Annotated in this window: 24 protein-coding genes; 9 read left to right on the top strand and 15 right to left on the bottom strand. The window is 49.0% G+C overall.

Going from position 1 to position 24715, the window contains the following annotated elements:
- Nucleotides 1-50: 50 nt before the first annotated feature.
- Nucleotides 51-677: a phosphoribosylglycinamide formyltransferase gene (gene purN, locus EL143_RS07290; protein WP_085415585.1), complete on the top strand. Its 627-nt coding sequence runs from the start codon at nucleotides 51-53 to the stop codon at nucleotides 675-677.
- Between the two features lie 19 nt (nucleotides 678-696).
- The gene (locus tag EL143_RS07285; protein ID WP_085415586.1) at nucleotides 697-1368 is read left to right on the top strand and encodes a DUF3108 domain-containing protein; all 672 of its coding nucleotides are present in this window, start codon (nucleotides 697-699) and stop codon (nucleotides 1366-1368) included.
- A 124-nt stretch (nucleotides 1369-1492) separates the two neighbouring features.
- Here EL143_RS07285 and EL143_RS07280 read toward each other — a convergent pair whose 3' ends face one another.
- Nucleotides 1493-2443 carry a calcium-binding protein gene (locus tag EL143_RS07280; RefSeq protein WP_085415587.1) on the bottom strand — a complete coding sequence of 317 codons (951 nt, stop codon included), beginning with the start codon at nucleotides 2441-2443 and terminating at the stop codon, nucleotides 1493-1495.
- A gap of 471 nt (nucleotides 2444-2914) precedes the next feature.
- Here EL143_RS07280 and EL143_RS07275 point away from each other — a divergent pair, with 471 nt between their 5' ends.
- Nucleotides 2915-5779 (top strand): M16 family metallopeptidase, encoded by a 2865-nt coding sequence (locus EL143_RS07275; RefSeq protein WP_085415588.1) that lies wholly within the window; start codon nucleotides 2915-2917, stop codon nucleotides 5777-5779.
- Nucleotides 5780-5922: 143 nt separating this feature from the next.
- Nucleotides 5923-6372 (top strand): YiiD C-terminal domain-containing protein, encoded by a 450-nt coding sequence (locus tag EL143_RS07270; RefSeq protein ID WP_085415589.1) that lies wholly within the window; start codon nucleotides 5923-5925, stop codon nucleotides 6370-6372.
- A gap of 54 nt (nucleotides 6373-6426) precedes the next feature.
- Here EL143_RS07270 and EL143_RS07265 read toward each other — a convergent pair whose 3' ends face one another.
- The 4 genes from EL143_RS07265 to dapF all read right to left on the bottom strand — a co-directional run bounded on the left by EL143_RS07265 (nucleotide 6427) and on the right by dapF (nucleotide 9940).
- Entirely contained in the window at nucleotides 6427-6918 is a 492-nt protein-coding gene (locus tag EL143_RS07265; protein ID WP_085415645.1) for a prokaryotic membrane lipolipid attachment site family protein, read from the bottom strand.
- A 437-nt stretch (nucleotides 6919-7355) separates the two neighbouring features.
- Nucleotides 7356-8288, bottom strand: coding sequence for a cysteine synthase A (cysK, locus tag EL143_RS07260; protein WP_085415590.1), 933 nt, complete (start codon nucleotides 8286-8288; stop codon nucleotides 7356-7358).
- 161 nt (nucleotides 8289-8449) lie between these two features.
- Nucleotides 8450-9070, bottom strand: coding sequence for a hypothetical protein (locus EL143_RS07255; protein WP_126326680.1), 621 nt, complete (start codon nucleotides 9068-9070; stop codon nucleotides 8450-8452).
- A gap of 21 nt (nucleotides 9071-9091) precedes the next feature.
- The gene (gene dapF, locus EL143_RS07250; RefSeq protein WP_085415646.1) at nucleotides 9092-9940 is read right to left on the bottom strand and encodes a diaminopimelate epimerase; all 849 of its coding nucleotides are present in this window, start codon (nucleotides 9938-9940) and stop codon (nucleotides 9092-9094) included.
- A gap of 708 nt (nucleotides 9941-10648) precedes the next feature.
- Here dapF and EL143_RS07245 point away from each other — a divergent pair.
- The 3 genes from EL143_RS07245 to EL143_RS07235 all read left to right on the top strand — a co-directional run bounded on the left by EL143_RS07245 (nucleotide 10649) and on the right by EL143_RS07235 (nucleotide 11904).
- Nucleotides 10649-10837 carry a hypothetical protein gene (locus EL143_RS07245; RefSeq protein ID WP_085415592.1) on the top strand — a complete coding sequence of 63 codons (189 nt, stop codon included), beginning with the start codon at nucleotides 10649-10651 and terminating at the stop codon, nucleotides 10835-10837.
- Between the two features lie 149 nt (nucleotides 10838-10986).
- Complete coding sequence (locus EL143_RS07240) at nucleotides 10987-11298, top strand: energy transducer TonB (protein WP_085415593.1); 312 nt, start codon at nucleotides 10987-10989, stop codon at nucleotides 11296-11298.
- Between the two features lie 129 nt (nucleotides 11299-11427).
- Complete coding sequence (locus tag EL143_RS07235) at nucleotides 11428-11904, top strand: NemA protein (RefSeq protein WP_085415594.1); 477 nt, start codon at nucleotides 11428-11430, stop codon at nucleotides 11902-11904.
- Between the two features lie 195 nt (nucleotides 11905-12099).
- Here EL143_RS07235 and EL143_RS07230 read toward each other — a convergent pair whose 3' ends face one another.
- From EL143_RS07230 to EL143_RS07200, 7 genes are all read right to left on the bottom strand, one after another.
- Nucleotides 12100-13083 (bottom strand): asparaginase, encoded by a 984-nt coding sequence (locus EL143_RS07230; RefSeq protein ID WP_085415595.1) that lies wholly within the window; start codon nucleotides 13081-13083, stop codon nucleotides 12100-12102.
- Between the two features lie 32 nt (nucleotides 13084-13115).
- Nucleotides 13116-14084, bottom strand: coding sequence for an agmatinase (gene speB, locus EL143_RS07225; RefSeq protein WP_085415596.1), 969 nt, complete (start codon nucleotides 14082-14084; stop codon nucleotides 13116-13118).
- Between the two features lie 159 nt (nucleotides 14085-14243).
- Nucleotides 14244-14942, bottom strand: a complete 699-nt coding sequence (locus EL143_RS07220) for a DedA family protein (RefSeq protein WP_085415597.1) — start codon at nucleotides 14940-14942, stop codon at nucleotides 14244-14246.
- Nucleotides 14943-15053: 111 nt separating this feature from the next.
- Nucleotides 15054-16403, bottom strand: a complete 1350-nt coding sequence (gene glmM / locus EL143_RS07215; protein WP_085415598.1) for a phosphoglucosamine mutase — start codon at nucleotides 16401-16403, stop codon at nucleotides 15054-15056.
- A gap of 150 nt (nucleotides 16404-16553) precedes the next feature.
- Nucleotides 16554-17411 carry a dihydropteroate synthase gene (gene folP / locus EL143_RS07210; protein ID WP_085415599.1) on the bottom strand — a complete coding sequence of 286 codons (858 nt, stop codon included), beginning with the start codon at nucleotides 17409-17411 and terminating at the stop codon, nucleotides 16554-16556.
- A 112-nt stretch (nucleotides 17412-17523) separates the two neighbouring features.
- Nucleotides 17524-19524, bottom strand: a complete 2001-nt coding sequence (gene ftsH / locus EL143_RS07205; protein WP_085415600.1) for an ATP-dependent zinc metalloprotease FtsH — start codon at nucleotides 19522-19524, stop codon at nucleotides 17524-17526.
- Nucleotides 19525-19589: 65 nt separating this feature from the next.
- A complete protein-coding gene (locus EL143_RS07200; RefSeq protein WP_085415601.1) occupies nucleotides 19590-20210 on the bottom strand; it encodes an RlmE family RNA methyltransferase in 621 nt (206 codons plus the stop codon).
- 103 nt (nucleotides 20211-20313) lie between these two features.
- Between EL143_RS07200 and yhbY the strand changes: the two genes are divergently transcribed.
- Complete coding sequence (gene yhbY, locus EL143_RS07195; protein ID WP_009116217.1) at nucleotides 20314-20595, top strand: ribosome assembly RNA-binding protein YhbY; 282 nt, start codon at nucleotides 20314-20316, stop codon at nucleotides 20593-20595.
- A gap of 82 nt (nucleotides 20596-20677) precedes the next feature.
- On the opposite strand, the gene trpB is transcribed toward yhbY, so the two are convergent.
- The 3 genes from trpB to EL143_RS07180 form a co-directional block, all read right to left on the bottom strand.
- The gene (gene trpB / locus EL143_RS07190) at nucleotides 20678-21883 is read right to left on the bottom strand and encodes a tryptophan synthase subunit beta (RefSeq protein WP_085415602.1); all 1206 of its coding nucleotides are present in this window, start codon (nucleotides 21881-21883) and stop codon (nucleotides 20678-20680) included.
- 249 nt (nucleotides 21884-22132) lie between these two features.
- Nucleotides 22133-22732, bottom strand: a complete 600-nt coding sequence (locus tag EL143_RS07185) for a class I SAM-dependent methyltransferase (protein ID WP_085415603.1) — start codon at nucleotides 22730-22732, stop codon at nucleotides 22133-22135.
- A gap of 91 nt (nucleotides 22733-22823) precedes the next feature.
- Nucleotides 22824-23696 (bottom strand): YicC/YloC family endoribonuclease, encoded by an 873-nt coding sequence (locus EL143_RS07180; protein WP_085415604.1) that lies wholly within the window; start codon nucleotides 23694-23696, stop codon nucleotides 22824-22826.
- Between the two features lie 114 nt (nucleotides 23697-23810).
- Here EL143_RS07180 and rph point away from each other — a divergent pair, with 114 nt between their 5' ends.
- Entirely contained in the window at nucleotides 23811-24548 is a 738-nt protein-coding gene (gene rph, locus EL143_RS07175; RefSeq protein WP_085415605.1) for a ribonuclease PH, read from the top strand.
- The last annotated feature ends 167 nt before the right edge of the window (nucleotides 24549-24715 follow it).

The raw sequence follows: 24715 nt of genomic DNA, 5'->3' as shown, positions 1-24715 counted from the left end.
CACACACCGCAAGCCTTATTTTGCCCCTAACTTTTTTATATTCCGATAACATGAAAAACATCGTCATCCTCATTTCCGGCCGCGGCAGCAACATGCAGGCCATCGTCAACGCGGATATTCCCAATGTCCGAATCGCGGCCGTATTAAGCAACGACGAAGCCGCAGCAGGTTTGGCTTGGGCTAAAGAGCGCGGCCTTGCCACCGGCGCGCTTGACCACAAAGCGTTTACCAACCGCCTCGCTTTCGACACCGCCATGATGACACTTATCGACAGCTACCAGCCGGATCTGGTGGTATTGGCAGGCTTCATGCGTATTCTCACGCCCGAATTCTGCACCCATTATGCAGGCCGCCTCATCAACATCCATCCGTCGCTGTTGCCTTCGTTTACCGGCCTCAACACCCACCAACGCGCACTGGAAGCCGGCTGCCGCGTCGCCGGCTGTACCGTACATTTTGTAACCGCCGAATTGGATTGCGGCCCGATTATTTCGCAAGGCGTTGTGCCCGTGTCGGATGAAGACACACCCCAAACACTCGCCGCCCGTGTATTAACAGCAGAACACAAGCTGCTGCCGCAAGCGGTGGCCGATTTTGCAGCAGGAAAACTGAGCATCCGGCAAAACCGCGTGCTGGGCAGCCTCCAGCCTGATCCGCACACCCAGTTGCTTGCCTGACTTTCCATAAAGGACAACTATGAAAAACTTAATCCGTTCCATCGCTCTGATCGGCGCATCCGCTGCCGCCCTCCCCGCACTTGCCGCCGAGCTGCCGCAAAGCGCAGTATTGAAATACAGCGGCTCTTACGGCATTCCCGCCACCATGACTTTCACCCGCAAAGGCGACAGTTACACCATCGTATCGAATATCAAAGTGCCGATGTACAGTATCCGCTTCGAAAGCGGCGGCACCATTTCCGGCAACACACTCAGGCCCAGTTATTACCGCGATGTACGCGGCAGCAAAACCTATGCCGAAGCCCGCTTCAGCGGCAACCGCGTGACTTACGGCAAAACAGGCGAACAGAAAACCGAAACCGTATCCGGCCCCGCAATGGACTTGTTCACATTGGCCTGGCAACTTGCCGCCAACGACGCCCGCCTACCCGCCGGCTTGAAAATCACCAACGGTAAAAAACTGTATTCCGTAGGCGGCATGAGTAAAACCGGCAGCGAGCAGTTCAGCTTCGCGGGCGGCAAAACCCAAGTCGACAAATACCGCGTCAACCGCGGCGACAGCACCGTCAACTATTCGTTTGCCACAGCGGTTAACAATATCCCGGCACAAATCACCTACACCGACGACGGCAAAACCTACAACCTGAAGCTCACTTCCGCCACCATCAACGGCAAAGCCGTCAAGCCTTAATCATCGGATAAAAAATGCAAATGCCTGTCTGAAACTTTTTCAGACAGGCATTTTTCAATTCTAAAAAAGAGCCGGATAACCGGCTCTTTATCTGTTTCAGAAGTTTTCCCAAATCAACACATTATCAGCCGATTAAATTCGGCGTTACCTGATCTTCTGGACACTGTGGAATCAACGAAGGTGCGCACACGGTATCGTAACATGCTAAAGCATCATTGATTTGTGCATTAGTGATGGTGCCCTCTGTGAACTTAAACTCCTCAATCTGATTTTGGTTGCCGGCAAACCAGTTTTTGATTGTGATGGAATCATCTTGGCCGGCCGTAACCAGCAAATCACAACCGCAAGCAGTAAAGCATACATCGCTCAGGTTAATATCTGATTTGAATTCCACCACATCGGTTTCGCAAGGATCGCCGCAATCCTCAATCACATCGTCACCATAGCATGCACCGAATACATAAGTATCCGCACCGGAACCGCCGTTCAGATAATCATCGCCGTAGCCGCCGTCCAGCAAATCGCAGCCGTCTTCACCATACAGGCAGTCCGCTTCGTTGCTGCCGTACAATTTATCATTGCCGTTACCACCGTAGAGCGTGTCGTTACCGCCGCCGCCGATCAGGATATCGTCTCCGTCACCGCCGTAAAGCGTATCGCAGCCTTCACCGCCGTCAATGTAATCACAGCCGTCGCCGCCGTAAAGCAAGTCGTTGCCGCCATTACCGTAAATGGTGTCGTTACCGTCTTTGCCGGAAATTTTATCGTCACATTCGGTGCCGCAAAGCTCGTTGTCGCAATCATCTCCGGTGATTACATTGTAACCGTAATCATCGTCATCCCAGTCTTTATCTTTGCCTTTCTTATCGTGTTTATCGTCATCATCCCAATCTTTGTCTTTCCCCTTTTTCTCATACTTATCATCCCAATCATCATCCCAATCTTTATCTTTTTTCTTACCGTACTTCTCTTTACCGCCTTTTTTCGAATATTTGTCGTCATAATACCAAGAAGCACTATTTATTGCATTTTCGTAATAATTATTTTGCTTACCGATTTTAATACCATAAGTCATGATATAGTCTCCCAAATTGAGTTATTTAGTCAGTACCACATTAACCAAGCAAGCGTCTCCCTTTTATACTCACAGCATACTCTGCTTTACACTACATCACTCAAAAATATGTTATCTGGATACAAGAAGCGATAAGCGGTTTACCTTACTTATTAAAAGGTTAAAGAAAATGACATAAATCAATATAGTTTAATGCTTTCAAAATACAAATTACTTTATTTTTCATCACACGCCAATTCAAACTAAAACTATTTTTACAGTATTTATTTGCAATATTTTCTCCAGTTAACACCAAAACCGATTAAAATTGCCGGTTAAACAAACCACAAAAATTACTTAGTTAAGAACTACCGATGCCCGCCGACAGCCGTCTGTATAAAAACATCCATCTCAAAGACACAAATTTTCAGACAGGCCTGACCACAGCCGGCCAAACATCAAGACAAAGCAACAAACGATGCAGTAGTTTGGTTGGCTAAACATCGGAAAACCTTAACCAAACCCGACAGCCTGAAACACATTACATCCATCATGAATCCAATCCTTTCTCTGGCGCCTATTGCCGCCATCGTCATATCCTTACCCGCTTTCGCAGCAGAAACCGCTTATCTCCGAGGCAAACTGCCCAACGGTTTGAACTACCACATCCTCCAGGCACCGGAAGCCGGCAAGCGGTTGGAATTGCGTCTGCAAGTTCAAGCCGGAGCCAATGATGAAGTTGAAGGAGAGAAAGGTGCCGCCCATATGCTCGAACATCTGGCATTTAAAAGCAGCCCCCAATTTCCCAACGGGATTGCCGAAACGCTGAGCAAAAAAGGTTGGCAGATGGGCCGCCACTTCAATGCCCAAACCTCCCACCGCTACACCCGCTATATGCTTACGCCGCCCCGGGGTCGAAATCAAATTGACGAAGCGCTAATCGTGATGCGCCAATTCGTACAGCAGCGCCAATTTCAAGCAGCCGATTGGCAGCACGAGCAAAAAATCATCCAAGGAGAAATCCGCACCCTGCAAAACCTGCAAGAAAGGATGGCCCAGCAGCGTACCGCCAGCCTGAAAAACGGCTCACGCGAAGCGCGTTACCGCCCGATAGGCGACGAGCACGCCATCAATACCATGCAAGTCGGCACGCTCAGCGCTTTCCACAAAAAATGGTATGCACCAAACAATGCCGACCTCGTCATTATCAGCAGCCTCGCCCCCAAACAGGTTCAAGAAAAAATCGAAAAGCATTTCGGTGACCTTCCTTCCCGCAACCTCCCAAACCGCCGAAAAGAAGACTATGAGCCGAAACTCCGCCACGGCTGGCATATAGACCGTTTGCAAGATCAAGACAACACGGAAAGCGAACTCAACCTGATTTTCCGTTTTCCAAATGAAACGGCTCAGGCCTACACACCGCAGGGCGAATACGAGCGCTTGCTCGACAATTTTGCCGCATTCGTTATCAATCAGCGCCTACAAAAACAAACCCTGCCGCCCTCAATGCAAAAGCTTGTGCTGCGCAGTGGCAATCTCGGCCAAAGCACGGGCTTTCTCGGCTTTTTCAGCCAAACCACACCCGACGGCCATAACGAAGCCTTGCGCACACTACTGCATATCCGCCAAAACATTTTGGCAGAGCCTGCCACAGATGAAGAAACCGCCGTCTACCGCCGCCAAGTCAGCAACCTGCTGCGTCTCAACCAAAACAAACCCAACCTCTCCGGCAAGCCCGACGAGCTGCTTACCCAAACCCAAGAAACCATCTTCGACAACAAACCCTTGCGCACACCGGCAGAACACACCGCCGCCGTACGTCCCGCCCTCTATAAAATCAACAGCAAACAGGTTAACCAGCGTATCCGGCAACTGCTGTCAGCCGACGACAAACTCATCCAGGCTCAAGCGCCCGGCATGGGCAGCATCGACTTGCCCGACATTGCCAAACTTCCCATGCTGGCAGAAAACCCGTCAGCCCAGCTAAACGCCGGCACCCCGAAACCAGCCAAAACACGCACGCCTGCAAAAAAAATGCAGGCGCCTGCCACGGCCTCCCCATCCGTCCAAACCGCTTCCGACAACCCATTTGCCATAGCAGCTCCGGCAGGCAAAATCACAGGCGGGCAATATGACGCCGCAGCAAAAACCGAAATCATCAGCTTGAGTAACGGCGACACCGCCGTGGTTCTGCAAAATCCGTCTGCCGGCAATAAAACCTACCTCAAAATCATCTCCCAAACCGGCTACCTGCAAAACAACGTTGTGCCGTGGCAAGCCCACCTTGCAGGGGAAATCATATGGAAAACCCCGCCTCAAGGCCTGTCTGAAACCCAATTTTCCAACTGGAAAAGCAAACACCAAATCAAGCTGAACTACGAAATCATGCCGTACCACCAGGTTTTTAACGGCAACGCACCCAACACTTCTTTTGAAAACCTGCTCCGGCTTTACCGCGCCTACCAAAATCCCGCTGCCGTTAACGAAAAATGGCAAAGCCATTTGAAAACCGAAGCCGCCCGCCGCCCGGTGTTCCGCAACTCCGTTCCCGGCAAACAAGAATCGGCCGAATTCAACCTGCGCTACGGCCGAAGCGAATACGACGAACCTTCCGGAAACCAAATCGCCGCACTGGGCGGCGACCAACTGCTGCAACAATGGCGCCTGCTCAACCGGACGCCCGTTGCCTATTACATAGTCAGCAACGAATCGCCTCAAAAAATCAAAACCCTGATTGAACGCCAGCTCGCCGGCATCCCCCGCACACCCGCCCTCAATACCCGCCTGCACCCCACAACCGGCAGCACCGTCCAGCGCATGCCCATCGGCGACAGCAAACACACGGATGTAAGCGCATGGTCTTGGCTGCCTTTTTATAACTGGACACCCGAAACCTCCGAACAAATCCCCTTGCTCGCCAATCTGGCCAACGCCCGTTTGAAAAACGAGCTACGCGGGCGGCTGCAAGGCACATACAGCCTCAAATTCACCACCAAACCCGATCCCGAGCACAACCTTGTAGAAAACCAGCTTTACTTCAATGCGGAGCCGCAACGCGCACAAGAATTGTGGCAGGCTGCGCAGCGCATTTTGCAAAGCATGCCGGAAGACATCAGCCGCAATGAAGCGGCCAACCTGCAACAACTGTTTATCGAACAAGAAGCCTTACGTCAGAAAAATCCAGAAGTATGGCTGGAAAGACTGGCGCTAAGCCATCAGAAATACGGAGACGTGCGCTATATCCGCGCCCTGCCGGAATTGAAATACAGCATTATTCAAACCCGCCTCCGCCAAACCGCCAAACTATTATGGTCTGAGCCGAACGCGCGCATCCTGCTGATTGATCCGAAACATTAAACAATGCCTGTCTGAAAAATAGTTTCAGACAGGCATCGTTACCGGCAATGAATTCACGGATATATAAGCAACCCGCTTCCTTGTGCGAAACGAATCGTCACGGCTATAATCAGCCCGTTACCTAACAGCCTCCGACTATCGTTATGACTGCCGAAGAATTGCAAACCTTCCTCCACCGGAACATTCCCGCCTCGCGTGTTTTGGATATCCGCATCGTAACGTGTACTCCCGAATCCATAGAGTTATACATGCCGCACCATATCAACCGGAACCACAAAAATACGGTTTTCGGCGGCAGTATCGCTTTAGGCGCCACCCTCTGCGGCTGGTCGGCAGTGCATGTAAACTGCCCGGAAGCACAAGGCAGCATCGTGATTCAAAACGGAGATACCCGCTATCTTCGCCCCGCATTAGACGGCCTTACCTTAAAAACCCGACCGGCCGCACCGGAAGAATGGCAAGCTATGCGCGAAAAACTCCAAGCCACAGGCAAAGGAAAAATTTCCCTGACAATAGAGATGTTTTCCCAAAACGAACTGGTTGCCGTGTTCAACGGCAAGTTTGTCGCCTTCATTCCGCAATCCCAAATCTAAAAACAATGCCTGTCTGAACACTTTCAGACAGGCATCAATCATGGTTTGCAAAAATTACTGCAAAGGTTTCATATCCATCACTTCCATCAGGAAGTTCGTAAAGGCCGGATTGCTCGGTTTGTTTTCCATACTCGGCCAACGCTGCTGCCAACCTTGCAAAGCATTGCGGATATAAAGCTTCGACTGATCCGTATTTATCGCACCGCGCTGGCTTTCGACGGCAGAGCGCAGATACACTTCATACATACTGTCGTCAATAGTATTGCGGCCGACCTGCTTGATACGGAAGCGGTTAAGATATTGAGCGGCCTGAACTTTGGTGAGCTGCCCTTTGCTGACTTGATAACTCAACCGCGTTGCCTCGTCCCTGATTTTAGAAACATCAGTCCAGTGCGTAGAAGCCAAAGCAAACTGACCCTGCTGGGCGGGTGTTGGACGTTTCGGGTTGGTCGGATGAACGGGCACTTCTTTCAAAACCGGCAGGTAAATTGATTCACAACCGGTCAGCGCCCCTACCAAGATTATAGGTAAAAGATATTTTTTCATGGCAGCTATTATAATCACTTTCAATATAATTAAACAGTATCTTGGCAGCTGAAACAGCCTGTTAAGCCATTATCTCGAAATACTTCCCTGCCGAACGCACTGCATTGTCGATAATAAAGCAGGCACACATGCACCCGTAACACAATTTGCGTAAGTATAAAACAAGAACTGCAAAAGAACTATCATTCTCTGCCAAACGTATTCTTTCAAGGCAGCAACGGTATCATTTAACCTGTCAAACCATATTGCGTTAAGGCCTTATTAAATATCAACTTTCCCACCGAACACAGCTAAACAAACCTGAAAAATAGTGCGTTCGTCATACCCAAGCTTGACCTAAGCATGACGAAACCGCCATCAAAATAATTGGTTTACATACCCAACATCCATAAAAATTCAGACAGGCAATTAATGCCTGTCTGAATTTTTCTCAACACTTACACCAAATCCGCGAATAGAGGAGTGGAAAGATAGCGTTCACCATAAGAAGGAATCAACACCACAATCAGCTTGTCTTTGTTTTCGGGCTTAGCCGCCAACTGCAATGCGCTCCACACCGCGGCACCGGAAGAAATACCCACTAAAATGCCTTCTTTCTCGGCAACCGCACGCGCAGTAGTAAACGCAGCATCATTCGGCACTTGAATCACACCGTTGTAAACACCGGTATTTAAAATTCCCGGCACAAAGCCCGCGCCGATACCTTGAATCGGGTGCGGCCCTTTTTGACCGCCGCTCAACACAGGCGATGCTTCAGGCTCCACCGCATATACTTCAACCGACGGTTTACGCTCTTTCAGCACCTCGCCCACACCGGTTACCGTGCCGCCCGTACCCACACCCGCCACAAAAATATCAACCTGCCCGTCGGTATCGCGCCAAATTTCTTCGGCAGTCGTTTTACGGTGTACTTCAGGATTAGCTGCATTTTCAAATTGCTGCGGCATAAAATAAACATCAGGATTGCTGTCTACCAGCTCCTGCGCCTTCGCAATCGCACCGCCCATACCTTCTGCAGCGGGAGTCAGCACCAGCTCTGCACCAAATGCACGCAACAACATACGACGCTCTTTACTCATGCTCTCCGGCATAGTAATCACAAGTTTATAGCCGCGCGCCGCACACACCATCGCCAAGCCGATACCGGTATTGCCGCTGGTCGGCTCAACAATAATTGTATTTGCATTAATCTTGCCTGATTTTTCAGCAGCATCAATCATGGCCGCAGCAATGCGGTCTTTCACGCTGCTGCCCGGATTGAAAAACTCCAATTTGGCCACAACACGCCCCGGCAGATCCTTACTTAAACGGTTCAGCTCGATCAACGGGGTATTGCCGATCAAATCTGTAATACTATTTGCAATATTCATTTCAAAATGCTCCTTAATTTACCAACCAAGCTATAGTAAGTAATGCCTGTCTGAAAGCCAAATAATTTATTGGCACATGCTTACAACCAAAAGTTATATGCAATTGGCAAGCCTCACAAGCCGCTTACTCCGCTTCCGGTTTTATTGTTTTTTATTGTTGCCTAATGTCGGAAATGCGGCATCGAAGCAGCCACCCACACAACCTGAAACAGCAAAGACAAAAGAAACCCGCTTTGCAACTGCCCCAAGCTGAACACGTTTCCCGGCTGCTTTTCCACCACAACACGGTGCAGATAAAACAACAATATCAGCAAAATCTGCATTCCAATCCAATATTCCGGTTCAAGCACATACATCTGTAATAAAGCGGGCAAAATATATACCGAAATACCATGCGGATAATTCAACCAAACCAAACCGCACAAACACCAAAAAGCAACCTGCATCAAGGCTCCGGTTACGGCAAACAGGCTGATAAACACACCTGAATCGGTAATCCACACATTTTTTTCCGGAACACGGAACCACTTATGTACGAAAAAAAACAAGCTGGCCACAGTAATATAAAAATGCGGCACATAAAAAGCCGTTACATGTGTAAGCCCCGCCACACCGGGCAGCACTTTCCCAAGCAGGACGCTTATTCCCAACCAAAGCAACACACTTGCCCAAAGCCATTGAAACATGCCTTCTTTAAACGAAGTGTACAAAAACACCGCGATATAAAGCAGCAGGCACCACAAACCCAAATCACCCGGCATATTTTCCTCGCAAACAGTCAAAAGCAGTATGCAAATCAAACATTAATATTGCAACTCACCTTCATATACTGTTTCTGCAGGCCCAGTCATCAAAACATCCTCATCCGGCTGCCAAACAATAAATAAATCTCCTCCCGGCAAACCCACCTGTATAGATTCACCGGCCGTAAGCAATCCCAAGCGGATTCCGGCCACTACGGCAGCGCATGCACCCGTACCGCACGCTTGCGTTTCGCCCGTACCCCGTTCAAAAACCCTCAGTCTGATATGCGTTTTATCCATAATCTGCATAAAACCCACATTCACACGGCTGGGAAAACATTCATGCGATTCAATTTCAGCACCCCATTGCTGAACAGGCGCCGCTTCAACATCTTCGACAAGAATCACCGCATGCGGATTTCCCATGCTCACACAGCTTACCGGCACAGACTCCAAACCCACCATAATTCTGTATGTGAGCGTATTTTCATCTTCCTGTGCCGGCGGCAGAAACGGAATCTCTTCCGGCAAAAAACGGGGTCTGCCCATATTCACCGTAACCAATCCGTTGTCCATCAATTTCGGCAAAATGATTCCGCGTGCAGTCTCCACAACGATTTCATGTTTATCGGTTAATTTTTTATCCGTAACAAAACGAACAAAACAGCGCGCACCATTACCGCACTGCTCTACTTCGCTACCGTCTGCATTAAAAATACGGTAACGGAAATCCACCTTATCAGTATGCGGCTTTTCAACCAATAGCAACTGGTCAAAACCTACCCCCGTATGTCGGTTTGCCCATTGCGTTAAAGGCGCTTGTGCAGGATCGAATTGCTGGTTGATACCGTCAACCACCATAAAATCATTCCCCAAGCCGTGCATTTTCGTAAATTTCAGCGTTTTCATAGCCATAAATTCTCTTCAAACCAAATACAGCACAAAAATTGCTGCTTAAACTCTCTTTATAACATAAGCCCTAACCTTCTTCTACAACCGAGCTTAATAATTCTTTATATAGTACACCCGCTTAATTTGAAACATATTTTGATATGTCCTGCAATGCCATGCAGATGCTCTACAAATATACAACTAGAATACTACAAGAACTTTCTCGGTACCTAAGCGCTGCACATATGATTAGCCGATCAATCTATATAAATTTTGAATATGATTTTCCCAATCATGTTGCAAAAACAATACAAAATAAACGGCTATTATTTAAAATAATCGGTACTTTTTTTGAAGGATTTTTTTATTTCCGGCATACAAAAAACGTCATCCAATCTCCTAAAACATCTATTCAAAATATAAAATAATACATTGTTTAATATACAATTATTTAAAACAATTTATTTAATGACAAATACAAGCGACAGAATTTGTCACCTATTGACCATTAGCGGCAAGCATCATGCTTCCAGCAATCGAGAATTTCCATGCAAGATACCGTTTATCAAAAAAATTTTGACAAAACCGCTATTGCTATTCAGTCGAAAACCAGACAAAATACATCCAACAAAACATAAAAACTTTGGCTAACCGGCATCAAAACCGCTTAGCCAGATTACATAAAACTACATTACGAATAACATTACGAAACTCAAGGAAAACGTTATGAAGAAACATATTGAAGCCTATTTGCCGCTGATTATCGGTTTGTTGCTGCAAATTGCCGTATTGGCACTTATCCTGATGGGGGATCCCCAATCATTGGCCACCCACAGCAATCCCATCAACATCCCAAGCAGCGAAGTGTTGAGCCAAACTCTGCAAAATGCCTCCACATTGGGCATGAGCAAATAAATTCTTCATTCTGAATCAAACACAACGGTTAATATTCATTCCAAATATTGACCGTTTGTTTTTTTTTAACCTGCAATGATTTTATCTATCTATAATATAGCCGTTATAAATCAATAACAATTTCTTCAAACCAAGAGAGAGATACCCATATGAAAAAAGCCCTTTTTACTCTGCTTACAGGCTTCATGTTGTTTGGAACTGCCCAAGCTGCCGTTAGCGATGTAAAATTCTACGAAAAAGCCAGTCAAGCCAAATCTCCGATTAAAGGCAAATTGGCTCTTCGTTTAACCATCAAAGCAGATGGCTATACTGAAAATATCAAAGTTGCACGCAGCAGCGGTTCGAAAAAAATCGATGAAGCCGCGGTAGAATGGATGTCCCGCCAACAGCTTCGGCCCGTTTCACAAAATGGCGAAGCGCGTGCATTCAGCACCATTAAAGAAATTAAATACGGCTACTAACAGCCAACCCTCATTAATCCGACAAAGCACACTATCCCGCTCTGTCGGATTTTTTACATATTCAGGCCGCAGAAGATGCAAAATCCCGCTATACTTTCACTTAAACCATTAATTAAACAGAGATAAACAATGAAAGCATACATTCCATTCTTACTGCTTCCCTTCTTAGCCGCATGCAGCTCGGGGCCATCCGGCATGTCTGTTAATCTCGGTATCGGAAGCCGCATCGGTTCCCATGTCGGCTTGGGAACGTCAGTCAACATTCCGGTGGGCATTCCCGGTAAAAAATCCGATTCCGGCATTAATGTGATTGAAGAACAAATCATTGCCCATTTTGATGCAAAAGGTAACACCAGCGATGCTGCAGTAAAAGGAGGCTTTTACCGCCAACTTATCAGCAAACGCAACGACAATGAATACATTGTTCAGGATTTCTACGAAGGCCATGCCAAAAAGCGCAGCGATCCTATGGTGTTAACCCGCAAACAATTGCTGGACTTCAACGCACATCCTCTCGACGGCACATTAACCATTTACGCCTACAATGGCAATATCATGTACCAGCAAACTTACCAAAACGGCAAACTGATCAGCGCAAAGTATTAACCCATAAACAATGCCTGTCTGAACCAAATTCAGACAGGCATGTTCTATTCCACTTTCTAGAAAAGAAACTTAACTTGCTACAGACAAAATCAATAAAATAAACAGCCATCGCTCATACTCATCATAAGCACTTGATTGAATTTAGCCATCTGCTCGCCTAGATAAAATTCTTTTAAACCCGTGAGTTTTGAAAACTCAGCGCAAACCCAAACGCTGCAATTCAGACTCAAGCCATTGAATATCGGCGCGCTTACCCGCGGCTAAAGTGAGCAGCGCAACCGCTGTTTCCAGATTACATTTGCCGCCGCTTACCGCTCCTGCTTCCCGCAATGCGCTGCCTTGAGCATACACCGCCGCAGCGCATCCTTGGGGCACTTGGCTGATATTCAAAACCAATTTACCTTGTTGCGTAACATGACGCACGGCCTCAATCAGTGCTCGGTTATCCGGCACATTACCGTGCCCGTAAGTTTGCAGTATCACCGCATCGGCAGCATTGCCGGCAATATTGCGTGCGGCGGTATCGGCCATCACGCCCGGAATCAATGTATAACATTCAACATTGGCTTGCACATCGATTGCCTGCACAACAAAAGGCTCTGCCGTTTTTTCAGACAGGCATAGGCGCCCCCATCCCGCTTCTTCATGCCACACGCCCAATACGCCGAAATGCGCATTATCAAACCCGTCAGCCGATTCGGTGCTGATTTTGCTGCTGCCTACAGCCGGAAACAGTTTGCCGTTAAACGCCAACACCACGTCTTTCATATCCGGCAGCTCCAATGCTGCCACCGCCGTGGCCAAGTTAAGCGGCGCATCGCTGTGTTCGCTGTCATAAGGCCATTGGGAGCCGGTGAGCACAACCGGCTTGTTTAAGCCTTTTAAGGCCAAAGCAAAGATATTGGCGGTATAAGCCAAGGTATCCGTGCCGTGCAACACCAACACACCGTCATACTGGGGAATTTTGTCCTGCAAAACAGTCAACCAATCCTGCCAGTTTTTCAGGGTAACGGCGGAAGAATCAATCAACGAATTGCAGATATGCCAATCAAAATCGCAACGGGCGGCAAACGGTGCAAGCGCTTTGCCGGCTAAAGCCGCATCGGGAACCAACCCTTTGCTGCCGGCGCTCATGCCTATGGTGCCGCCGGTGTAAAGCACAAAAATATGTTTCTTCATCAATTTACTACCACAACTTTTTCAGACAGGCATTATCGTTGCCCCGCTACTTTTTTATTGCGCATCAGGCAAAGCATATCGGCAGCCACATGTGCAGCGGCAATGGCCGTGATTTCGGCATTATCGTAGGAAGGTGCCACTTCCACCACGTCCATCCCCACAATATTCAGTTCTCCGAGTTTGCGGATGATGCCCAAAGCCGTATGCGAATTCAAACCGCCCGGCACGGGCGTTCCGGTGCCCGGAGCAAAAGCCGGATCCAAACAATCAATATCGAAAGTTAAATAAACGGGATGGTTGCCGATAATTTCATAAATGCGCTGCACGGTAGCATCTATGCCGTTTTCATTTACCCACGGTGCAAACAGCATATTCATGCCCATAAAATCACTGTTCCAAGTGCGGATGCCGACTTGCGCGGAAGTTTTCGGGTCGATTAAGCCGTTTTTCACAGCTTTATAAAACATGGTACCGTGATTTAAGGAGTCTTCAGCATCGTCGGGCCAAGTATCACAGTGCGCATCAAAATGCAGCAAACTCAAAGGTTTGCCATATTTTTCGGCATGTGCTTGCAGCAACGGATAAGTGATGTAGTGGTCTCCGCCCAAAGTAAGCATTTTGGCGTTTGAGTTTTGAATGATGTCTCGCGCATGCTGAACAATGGTTTCCCGTATTGTCCACGGTTGGTGCGCATCAAACCAGCAGTCTCCGTAATCGATTACCGCCAAATCGTCAAACGGATCAAAACCCCACGGGAAAAGATTCAGCTCTGCGAGCTGCACGCTTGCCGCACGGATGGCCGCCGGCCCCAAACGTGCACCCGGGCGGAAAGTGGTGGCCAAATCCAAAGGCACGCCCGATACCACCACGTCGACGCCTTCCAAATTACGCGTATAGTTCCGCCGCATAAATGACAATGCACCGGCATAAGTGTTTTCGATAGTCGAGCCTGTCAGCCCTTCGCGACGGAACGCGCCGTCGCCATAGATTTTTTCAGTCATAGTATTAACATGTCTTTGAAACGGGAAATATTGTGCCACAGGCAACCGCCGATTAATGGTATATCGGTATTTTGATTACGGTTCTCTAAGCAATACGGCTATGCCTGTCTGAAAATAGAAATAAGGCTTTCAGACAGGCATCTGAAAACCTTATGCGGTTTACACTTCTTTTCGGCTTTGCTTTTCTACTTTTTTCGCCGCCCTTAATGCTTGTCGCTGTTGGCGCAGCTCGCGCAATTTCCGGTGATAAAAACGTATACGTTGGCGCTTCTTCCACCAGAAATAGCCCAACACCACCGCACCGATTCCGATTAAAACAAACAAGCCGTATTGGAACTGATGCACTTTATCCATCAGCCAATCACGGTTGGAAGCACCATAATCGCCCAAATACACCCAAACCGGCACCGAAATCAATGCCGCCAAGCCGTCCATCATCAAAAAGCGTGAAAATGAAACTTTGCCGCTGATACCTGCGGTAATAAATATCGGCGTACGCAAGCCCGGTAAAAAACGGGCGACAAACAGCACCCAATTGCCATATTTATCGAACTTTTCTTGCACCTGTGCGTAGCGCTTGGGTGTCATTACGCGCGCGACCGGTTTGAACCCCAATATTTTATCGCCGTAAGTTCTGCCGGCCATAAACATCAAACCATCACCCACCAACACGCCCGCCATACCGACCAAAAACATGATATGCACATTAGCATAACCCAAACCGGAGATAATCCCTCCTGTTACCAGAGTAACATCTTCCGGAATCGGCACACCAAAGCCGCAGGCAATCAACACCAAAAAAACAGCGGCATAGCCATATTGGGTAAAAAAAGATTCTAAGAGGGCAAAAGAAATCATAGCCCTGCTTCCTTTGTTTGTATTCGTGATTGAAATTGCTGTGAAACTTACGTTCAAGCCCCCGCCTGCCATTCTAACAGACGGGGGCTTATTTTTCCGTCGGCAGCGTGATTATTTTCCCGCTTTTACAGGCGGGTTTTGAATGGCTGCGGCAATACGCTTGGCACTATCTTCCGCCCAATCGGATTGCTTGGCCTCCACCATCACGCGCACCACAGGTTCGGTGCCTGACGCACGCAACACAACACGGCCTTTGCCTTCCAGCTCTTTTTCCACTTCAGCCAATACCTCGGCAGATGCGCTCTGCCAATCCTGCCCTTTTTCGATACGCACGTTAATCATAGTTTGCGGATAAGGGCGCCAGTCTAAGGCGATTGCCAAATCCTGATTCAGCGTACGGATGGCCGCCAATACCTGTAAAGCAGAAATAATGCCGTCGCCGGTATTGTGTTTATCCATGCAGAGGATGTGGCCGGAAGCTTCGCCGCCGATCAGCCAACCGCGCTGGTGCAGCTGCTCCAACACATAGCGGTCACCCACTTTCGCCCGCGCAAAGGCAACGCCTTTTTCCTGCAAAGCCAATTCCATTGCCATATTGGTCATCACCGTTCCGACCACGCCGCCGATCTTCACGCCTTCTTTTGCACGCGCTTTGGCCACGACATAAATCAAGCTGTCACCGTCGTAAACTTTGCCGTTTTTGTCCACCATCATCAGGCGGTCGCCGTCGCCGTCCAGCGCGATGCCGTAATCTGCATCATTTTGCAACACAGCCGCCTGCAGAGCTTTAGTGTGGGTCGCACCGCATTTTTCGTTGATATTGTAGCCATTCGGTTCGTCACCGATGGTAACCACTTTTGCGCCCAATTCGTGAAACACTTTCGGCGCAACGTGATAGCCCGCTCCGTTGGCGGTATCCACCACCAATTTCAGACCGCGCAAATCCAAATGGTTGGGGAAGGTGGATTTGCAGAACTCAATGTAGCGGTCATCCGCGCCATTAATGCGGCGCGCCCTGCCCAAACGGTCGGAAGGCATGGTTACCATTTCCTGATCCAGTTTGGCTTCGATTTCCAGCTCGATTTCATCACTCAGCTTCACACCGCCTTCGGCAAAAAATTTGATGCCGTTATCGGAATACACATTATGCGAAGCGGAAATCATCACACCGGCCGACAGGCGCAAGGCGCGGGTTAAATAAGCAATTCCGGGCGTGGGAAGAGGGCCTGTCTGAATCACGTTTACACCGGCCGCGGTAAAGCCCGCCACCAAAGCAGCTTCCAGCATATAGCCTGAAATTCGCGTGTCTTTACCGATGATGACTGTGGGCTTTTGTTCGCTGTCGTGCTGTACCAAAACCTGACCGGCAGCATAACCGAGCTTCAAAACGAATTCAGGGGTAATCGGAAATTGACCTACTTCACCGCGCACACCGTCCGTGCCGAAATATTTTTTAGCCATCTTAAAAGACACTCCAGATTGAATAAATGAGTTTGTTTTATTACAGCCTTACCGCTGTTTTTAAATTCAAGTTGATCATTATCTTACACATGCCTGTCTGAATCTTTCAGACAGGCTCACAGGCAATTATTGCTTACAAACGGTTGCCCGTTAATTTGCCGGAAACACACCTAATTCGCGCCACACATTCAAAGCATCCACAGTTGCCTTCACATCATGCACACGAATAATTCTCGCGCCCCGCGACACAGCTGCCAATGCGGCTGCTACGCTGCCATAAATTCTTCGATCCGGCTCCTGTTCACCGGTCAACTCGCCTATCATGCGCTTACGCGACACCCCGACCAATAACGGCAGCCCTAACGATTCAGCCAATTTATCTAAGTGCTGCATCAGCAATAGATTATGTTTCAGCGTTTTTCCGAATCCAAAACCCGGATCAAGCACAATCCTGCTCTCGTTAATACCCGCTTGGACACAAGCAGCCACCCTCGCCCTTAAATAATCCGTTACCTCCGCCACCACATCTTGATAACGCGGATCATCCTGCATGGTTTCCGGCATGCCCTGCATATGCATCAAACAAATGCCGATATGAGGATATTGGGCAAGAACATCCGCCGCTCCTTCGTCTTCTAAAGCTTGAACATCATTAATTATATCCGCATAGCCTGCTGCAAGCGCTTTACGCATGATTTCTGCACGGCGGGTATCCAAACTAAGCGGAACATTCCAACTTGCAAGTTTCTCCAAAACAAGTTCAACTCTCGACCATTCTTCCTCCGGCGAAATATAAGCAGAGCCGGGGCGGGTAGATTCGCCGCCAACATCCAAAATATGCGCACCTTCCGACAAAAGCTTCTCTGCATGTGCCAGCGCATCAGCCACGCTTTTGGAATATTTTCCGCCATCGGAAAAAGAATCCGGGGTTAAATTGATGATGCCCATCACTGTCGGCTTAGACAAATCAATCTGAAAACGACCTGCCTGCCAAATGTACTGTGTCATATTTGTCGCCCCATTTGAAAAAACGGATTATAGCCGATTCACAACACATGACTAAAACAAATGCCTGTCTGAAAGCATTTTTCAGACAGGCATTGTTGATAACAAACCCATGTTAAGCTTTGTCGTTATGATTCTGCTCATCGTTTTTAATCACATCAGAATAAGCAACATCATGATCTGCTTTTTTCTCAGCATCCGCCTGATTGGATTGGGCGCTTTCCTGCTGTTCTTTAACATCTTTAGCAAAAACAGGCTGCTCGTCATCTTTGCGGATATTGTGACTGTAATCTTTTGGCGGACTGGGTTGTTTGCCTTCCATAATTTCCACAACCTGATCACGGTCGATGGTTTCCCATTCCATCAAAGCCTTACACATGGTTTCCATCTTATCCCGGTTTTCATCCAGAATTTTGTAAGCCACTGCATACTGCTCATCCAAAATGCGGCGTACTTCGGCATCTACTTCCTGTTGGGTTTTTTCAGAAATATGTTGCGAACGGGTAATGCTTCGTCCCAAGAACACTTCGCCTTCGTTTTCCGCATAAACCATCGCACCCATTTTCTCGCTCATGCCAAAGCGGGTTACCATTTCACGGGCAATTTGTGTTGCACGCTCAAAGTCATTGGAAGCACCGGTAGAAATACGGCCGACAAAAATATCTTCCGCGATACGGCCGCCATACAGAATCGAAATCTGGCTCAGCATCTGATCTTTATACATGCTGATACGGTCGCGCTCCGGCAGCTGCCAAGTCAAACCTAATGCACGGCCTCGGGGCATGATGGTCACTTTATGCACGGGGTCGGTAAAGGGCAGGCTTTCCGCTACAATCGCATGACCGGACTCATGGTATGCGGTTGCACGTTTTTCGTCTTCGTGCATTACCATGCTGCGACGTTCCGGACCCATGTAGATTTTATCTTTGGCATCTTCAAAGTCGCTTTGATCCACTTTGGTTTTATTGCGACGGCCGGCAAATAGCGCCGCTTCGTTGACCAAGTTGGCAAGATCCGCACCGGAAAAACCGGGTGTACCGCGCGCCAACGAAACCAAGTCAACCGAAGCATCCAAAGGTACTTTTTTGGCATGCACTTTCAAAATCTGCTCCCGGCCGCGAATATCCGGCAGCGGAACCACAACCTGACGGTCGAAACGACCTGGGCGTTGCAAAGCAGGGTCAAGCACATCGGGGCGGTTGGTGGCAGCAATCACAATCACGGTTTGATTGCTTTCAAAACCATCCATTTCCACCAACAATTGGTTTAAAGTCTGCTCGCGCTCATCGTTGCCGCCGCCCAAACCGGCACCGCGCTGGCGGCCGACCGCATCGATCTCGTCAATAAAGATAATACATGGCGCGTTTTTCTTGGCTTGTTCAAACATATCGCGGACGCGGCTGGCACCTACGCCGACGAACATTTCCACAAAATCGGAACCCGAAATGCTGAAAAACGGCACGCCTGCTTCGCCGGCAATGGCTTTCGCCAGCAAAGTTTTACCGGTACCCGGGCTGCCCGCCAGCAAAATACCGCGTGGCACACGGCCGCCCAAGCTTTGGTAGCGGTTAGGCGCTTTCAGATAATCTACGATTTCCTGAACTTCTTCTTTGGCTTCGTCACAGCCCGCAACGTCGGCAAAAGTTACTTTGTTGGAATCTTTATCCAAAAGTTTGGCACGGCTTTTGCCGAAAGAAAAAGCACCGCCTTTACCGCCGCCCCCGGCCTGCATACGCATGAAATAAATCCACACGCCGATCAGCAGCAGAATCGGCAGCATATTCAGCAGCAAACTGGTAAAAATACTGGGTTTTTCTTCCGGTGTTACTTTCAACGCCACTTTTTTATCTAGCAGCGTTTTTACCAGATTGTCATCCAAAGGGGCGTTGGTTAAGAATGTGGTTTTATCGCTTCTTTCGCCTTTAATCAGATAGCCTGAAAAAACGGAACCTTCAAAATTGACGCTGGCCACCTCACCCTTATTTACCTGCTCGATAAACTGCGAATATGTAATTTCTTTTTTTTCTTCCTGTTTGCCTACCACAGCATTAAAGGCAATCATCAAGCCGACTGCCAATGCTATCCAGACTAACAGGCTTTTCATGGTGCTTCCCACGGAAACAGGCTCCCATACATAAAAAATTAAATAAAAACGGATTGTAATTCAGACACACTCTATTGTCAGCGTTTATTTTTCCCTAATAGATAAATCTCACTGGAGCGATTGCGTGAAGCATCGGGCTTGCGTACCTGCACACTTTGAAACACCTCTCTCATTTGTGCCGTAAACTCTTGGTAGCCCGCACCCTGAAACACCTTTACCAAGAAACAACCTCCTGTTTTCAAGTGGTTTCGGGCAAAATCCAAAGCCAGTTCGCAAAGATAATAGCTGCGTGCCTGATCCGTTACCGAATTGCCGCTCATATTGGGTGCCATATCGCAAATTACAAGGTCTAAGGGCCGTCCGCCCAGCAAAGATTCAAACTCTTGCAGCACACCCTCCTCACGGAAGTCGCCCTGAATGAAAGACACGCCTTCCACGGGCTCCATCGGCAATATGTCCAGCGCAAAAACCGCACCGCCCGAACCCGCCAGCTTGGCAGCCACTTGCGACCAGCTTCCCGGAGCGCTGCCCAAATCGGCCAAAACCGTGCCCTGTTTAATCAGCTTGTCTTTTTCATTGATTTCCAAAAGCTTGTAAGCCGCGCGCGCGCGGTAACCGTCTTTCTGCGCTTTATGCACATAATGATCGTTTACATGCTCGTTCAACCAGGCTTTGGAGGATTTGGAGCGCACTGCCATCCGATTACTTTCTTTGCGGAAAACCAACCGCGTATTATATGTGATTTTTTAGCGGAACTGGCGTAGAATAGCGAATTTATCTGTATATATTTCATTTGGTTCCATGTCAGAAAAACTCACTCCCCGCGAAATTGCGGAGCTCAAAGCCCGCGCCCACTCATTAAACCCCGTTGTGATGATCGGCCAACACGGCTTAACCGAATCGGTTATCAAAGAAACCGATGCTGCATTGAAAGCACACGAATTAATCAAAGTACGCGTTTTGGGCGACGACCGTCAGGAACGCATCGCCATTTGCGAAGCTTTATGCGGGGCAGTAGATGCCCAACTTGTTCAGCATATCGGCAAACTGCTGGTTTTGTGGCGTGAAAATACGGAAGATTAATCAGATTTTAAATAATTCACGACAAAATGCCTGTCTGAAAACTTTTTCAGACAGGCATTTGCCTTTCTACAGCCGTCAACCGTTAAACATCAATCTTGCTCAATACATAGTCAATGTCTTTATCACCTCTGCCCGACAGATTTACCAACAGGCGCCTATTGCCATCCAATTCTTTAGCTCGGCGCAAAGCATACGCAACAGCATGGGAAGATTCCAGCGCCGGAATAATGCCTTCTTCACGCGACAAAGCCAAAAACGCATCCAGCGCTTCTTTATCGGTAACCGTTTCATATCTTCCCCGTCCAAGGTCTTTCAAATGGCAGTGCTGGGGGCCTATGCCCGGGTAGTCAAGCCCCGATGCAATCGAGTGCACGGCTGCCGGCGTGCCGTCTGCCTCTTGCAGGTAATAGCAATTAAAGCCTTGGATATTGCCGAACTTGCCTAAAGTCATGGTTGCAGCGTGCCGCCCCGGCTTATCCAAACCTTCCCCGGCAGGCTCCACGCCGACCAAATCTACTGATTCGTCATTAATGAATGCATTAAACAAACCCAATGCGTTTGAACCGCCGCCCACGCAGGCAACCACTTCATCCGGCAAACCGCCATATTGGCTTTGGAACTGCTCGCGTGCTTCATGGCCGATAATGCTTTGAAAATAAGACACCATTTCAGGATAAGGCGCCGGGCCGACAACAGAACCAATCGCAAACATGCTGCCGTCGAATTGGCTCATATAGGCTTCAAATGCACTGTCAACCGCTTCTTTCAAAGTGCCCGCACCTGCCGACACCGGCACGAGTTTCGCCCCGAGGATTTTCATGCGCGACACATTCGGATGCTCTTTTTGAATGTCCACCACACCCATATGGATTTCACATTCCAAACCGAGCAAAGCCGCTGCCGTTGCCAACGCCACACCGTGCTGCCCAGCACCGGTTTCAGCAATCACTTTCTTTTTGCCCAGCTTTTTCGCCAGCAAAACTTCGCCTATGCAGTGGTTGATTTTGTGGGCACCGGTGTGGTTTAAATCTTCGCGCTTCAGATAAATCTGCGCGCCGCGTTTGGATAGGGTTTGCGCATGGTAAATCGGGCTGGGGCGGCCGATATAAGTAGCTTGCAGGCGTTTCATTTCTTCAACAAACGCCGCGTCGCCGATGATGCTGCGGAAGCCGGCTTCGATTTCCGCCAAAGCCGCTGCGAGCTTCGGATGGCCGATTTTGCCGCCGTGTTTGCCGAAATTGCCGTCTGCATCGGGCAAAACCAGCGGATTGAGCTGTTCGTGCGCCATGATTTTCTCCTGTATTCAATATGAACTTAAGTTGATAAATTTTAGATACAAAAAAACCGCCCGGTATAGACGGAGCGGTTTCAGATTCGTACGCCGGATTTGCTTCAGCAAACCGCGCAATCATGCGCCGCACCGAAATGCAGTTGCCAATTGCGCCAAAAGAAGTTTTGCGTATTCATGCGCAGCATCTTAACACAAGCTTTCTCATCTTATCAATAACCGTGTTTTCAGACAGGCATACGCCGTTTTTCAAAGCGGCTTTCTGCCCAAAAGCCGGATTAGCGAGCTTTGCCCCGTATGGCGCGATCCTTCAAACACTTCCCTGCGCACATGCTCCGCTACAATCCATTCCAGCCCGCCGAACACGTCCACCATATCGCGCAACGTGCCCAGCATGGCCGGATCACCAGGACCTCCCGTGCCGAACATAATCTGCTCAGGATGATAAAACACACCGGCAAACAAACCACCGGGTTCAAGCGCATCAATCACCCGGCGGTACACTTCGCTCCGCTTCGGTTCGGCAAAATGGCAGAAAATATTGGTGATAACAGCGTAATGCTCCTGCGGAAAATCAAATTCGGCCAAATCGGCTTGCTGCGTGGCAAAACGGACGCCTTTTGATTCAGCCAATTTTTGTGCTTTTCTCAGCCCGACTTCCGACAAATCCACCCCGAGCACTTCCAAGCCGTGCTGCGCAAGAAACACACCGTTGCGCCCCTCTCCCGTAGCCAAGTCAAGCGCCCTACCCTGTTTGGGCAAGTGGTGCAGAATTTCCAGAATAAAATCATTCGGTTCGGTTCCGAACACAAATTCTTCCGTATCGTAGTGCTCATCCCATTTATACATAACTGCCTCCTTTGCTTGCGGTTACAGCGCTATACCGGCTGCATACATTTCAGACAGGCACAGGTTATTAAATGCCTGTCTGAAATGCCGTCTATTCAATATTCTGAACCTGTTCTCGCATCTGCTCAATCAACACTTTCAACTCAACCGAGGCCTGCGTGCATTCTGCCGAAATCGCTTTGCTGCCCAACGTGTTGGCTTCCCGGTTCAGTTCCTGCATGAGAAAATCCAAACGCTTGCCGACGCTGCCTTTCTGGGTAGTAACAATGCGTTTGACTTCGGCGATATGCGTACGCAGGCGGCTGAATTCTTCATCTACGTCGGCCTTTTGCAGATAAAGCGTAAATTCCTGCTTGAGGCGGTCTTCATCGATATTTTCCACCGCCTCAGCCAACCGCGCACGGATTTTTTCCATATAAGCCTGCAACAAATGCGGGAACAATTCTGCCAAAGCGTCCACAATTTCAGCCATGCCCTCCAGCCTGGTAACAATATGCTCTTGCAGCTTCACGCCTTCGCGGCGGCGCGTTTCCGAAAACTCCTCCAGCGCCTGCACCAGCAAATCCTGCACGATTTTGGCAAACGCTTCCTCATCCGCCGCCTGGCTCACCAGCACGCCCTGAAATTTCAAAATATCGGCCACCGTGAGCTTGCCCAAACCTTCATATTTTTTGCGCCACTTTTCGTTTAAAGCGGCCAATTCGCCAACCAGCGCTTCATTCACATTCAGCTCGACTTCCCCGTTTTCCAAAGGCTGCACCTGGATGCGGCATTCCACTTTGCCGCGCACTGCATATTGCGCCACTTTTTCGCGCAAAGTGCTTTCCAGATAGCGCAAATCGTCAGGCATTTTAAACTGCACATCCAAATACCTGTGGTTTACCGCGCGGATTTCCAAATTGATGCGTTTGCCGCCGCACTCGCCCACCGCATTGGCAAAGCCGGTCATACTGTGAATCGTCATGGTGTTTTACTCCGAGATTAAATCCGAGATTAAATATAGTGAGTGAAATCGCTTTCCAATATACCATAAGCCCGCATGATATAATCCACCGCGAATAAATTTTAAGGAAAATCCATGTCAGCCAACTATACCCGCACCGCCCGCCCTGCCGATGCCCTGCGCAACATCACCGTCACGCCCCACTTCCTCCCCCATGCGGACGGCTCCTGCCTGATTGAATTCGGCAACACCAAAGTGATCTGCACCGCCTCGATCGACGAAAGCCTGCCGCCTTTTCTGCGCGGCCAAGACCAAGGCTGGGTAACGGCAGAATACGGCATGCTGCCCGCCTCCACCGCCACCCGTATGCGCCGCGAAGCCGCTGCTGGCAAGCAAAGCGGGCGCACTCAGGAAATCCAACGTTTGATCGGCCGCTCGCTGCGCGCCGTTGTCGAGTTGGAAAAGCTGGGCGAACGCCAAATTCTGATTGACTGCGACGTGATTCAGGCCGACGGCGGCACGCGAACCGCTTCGATTACCGGTGCATTTGTCGCATTGCAGCTGGCAGTCAACAAGCTGCTGGATTCAGGCATGTTGATACAGAACCCGATCCGCGAAGCCGTAGCCGCCGTTTCCGTGGGTGTGGTCGGCGGCGTGCCGCTGCTGGATTTGGACTATCCCGAAGACTCCGGCTGCGACAGCGATGTCAATATCGTGATGACCGCATCAGGCAAAATCATCGAAATCCAGGGCACGGCTGAAGGCGCGCCTTTCAGCCCCGAAGAGCTCAACCGGCTCATCGCGCTCGGCCAGAAAGGCATTTCCGAGCTGCTGGCGCACCAGCAAAAAGCGTTGGAATCCGTTGCCGGATAAACTTTTCCGAATGCCTGTCTGAAACCGGCAATGCGCTTTTCAGACAGGCATTGCCGGCTCTGCCGCACACGAAATAATTTATCAGCCGTAAACCTTGAATTTCCAAGTAAAAATAGTAATAATATTTCGTTGTTTCCCAACCGCAATAATCTGAATTGTTGCATGTA

The organism is Neisseria canis (genome assembly GCF_900636765.1).
GTDB classification, from domain to species: domain Bacteria; phylum Pseudomonadota; class Gammaproteobacteria; order Burkholderiales; family Neisseriaceae; genus Neisseria; species Neisseria canis.
Note: the sequence above shows the minus strand (reverse complement) of the source record. Positions and strands in the feature narration are given on the sequence as shown.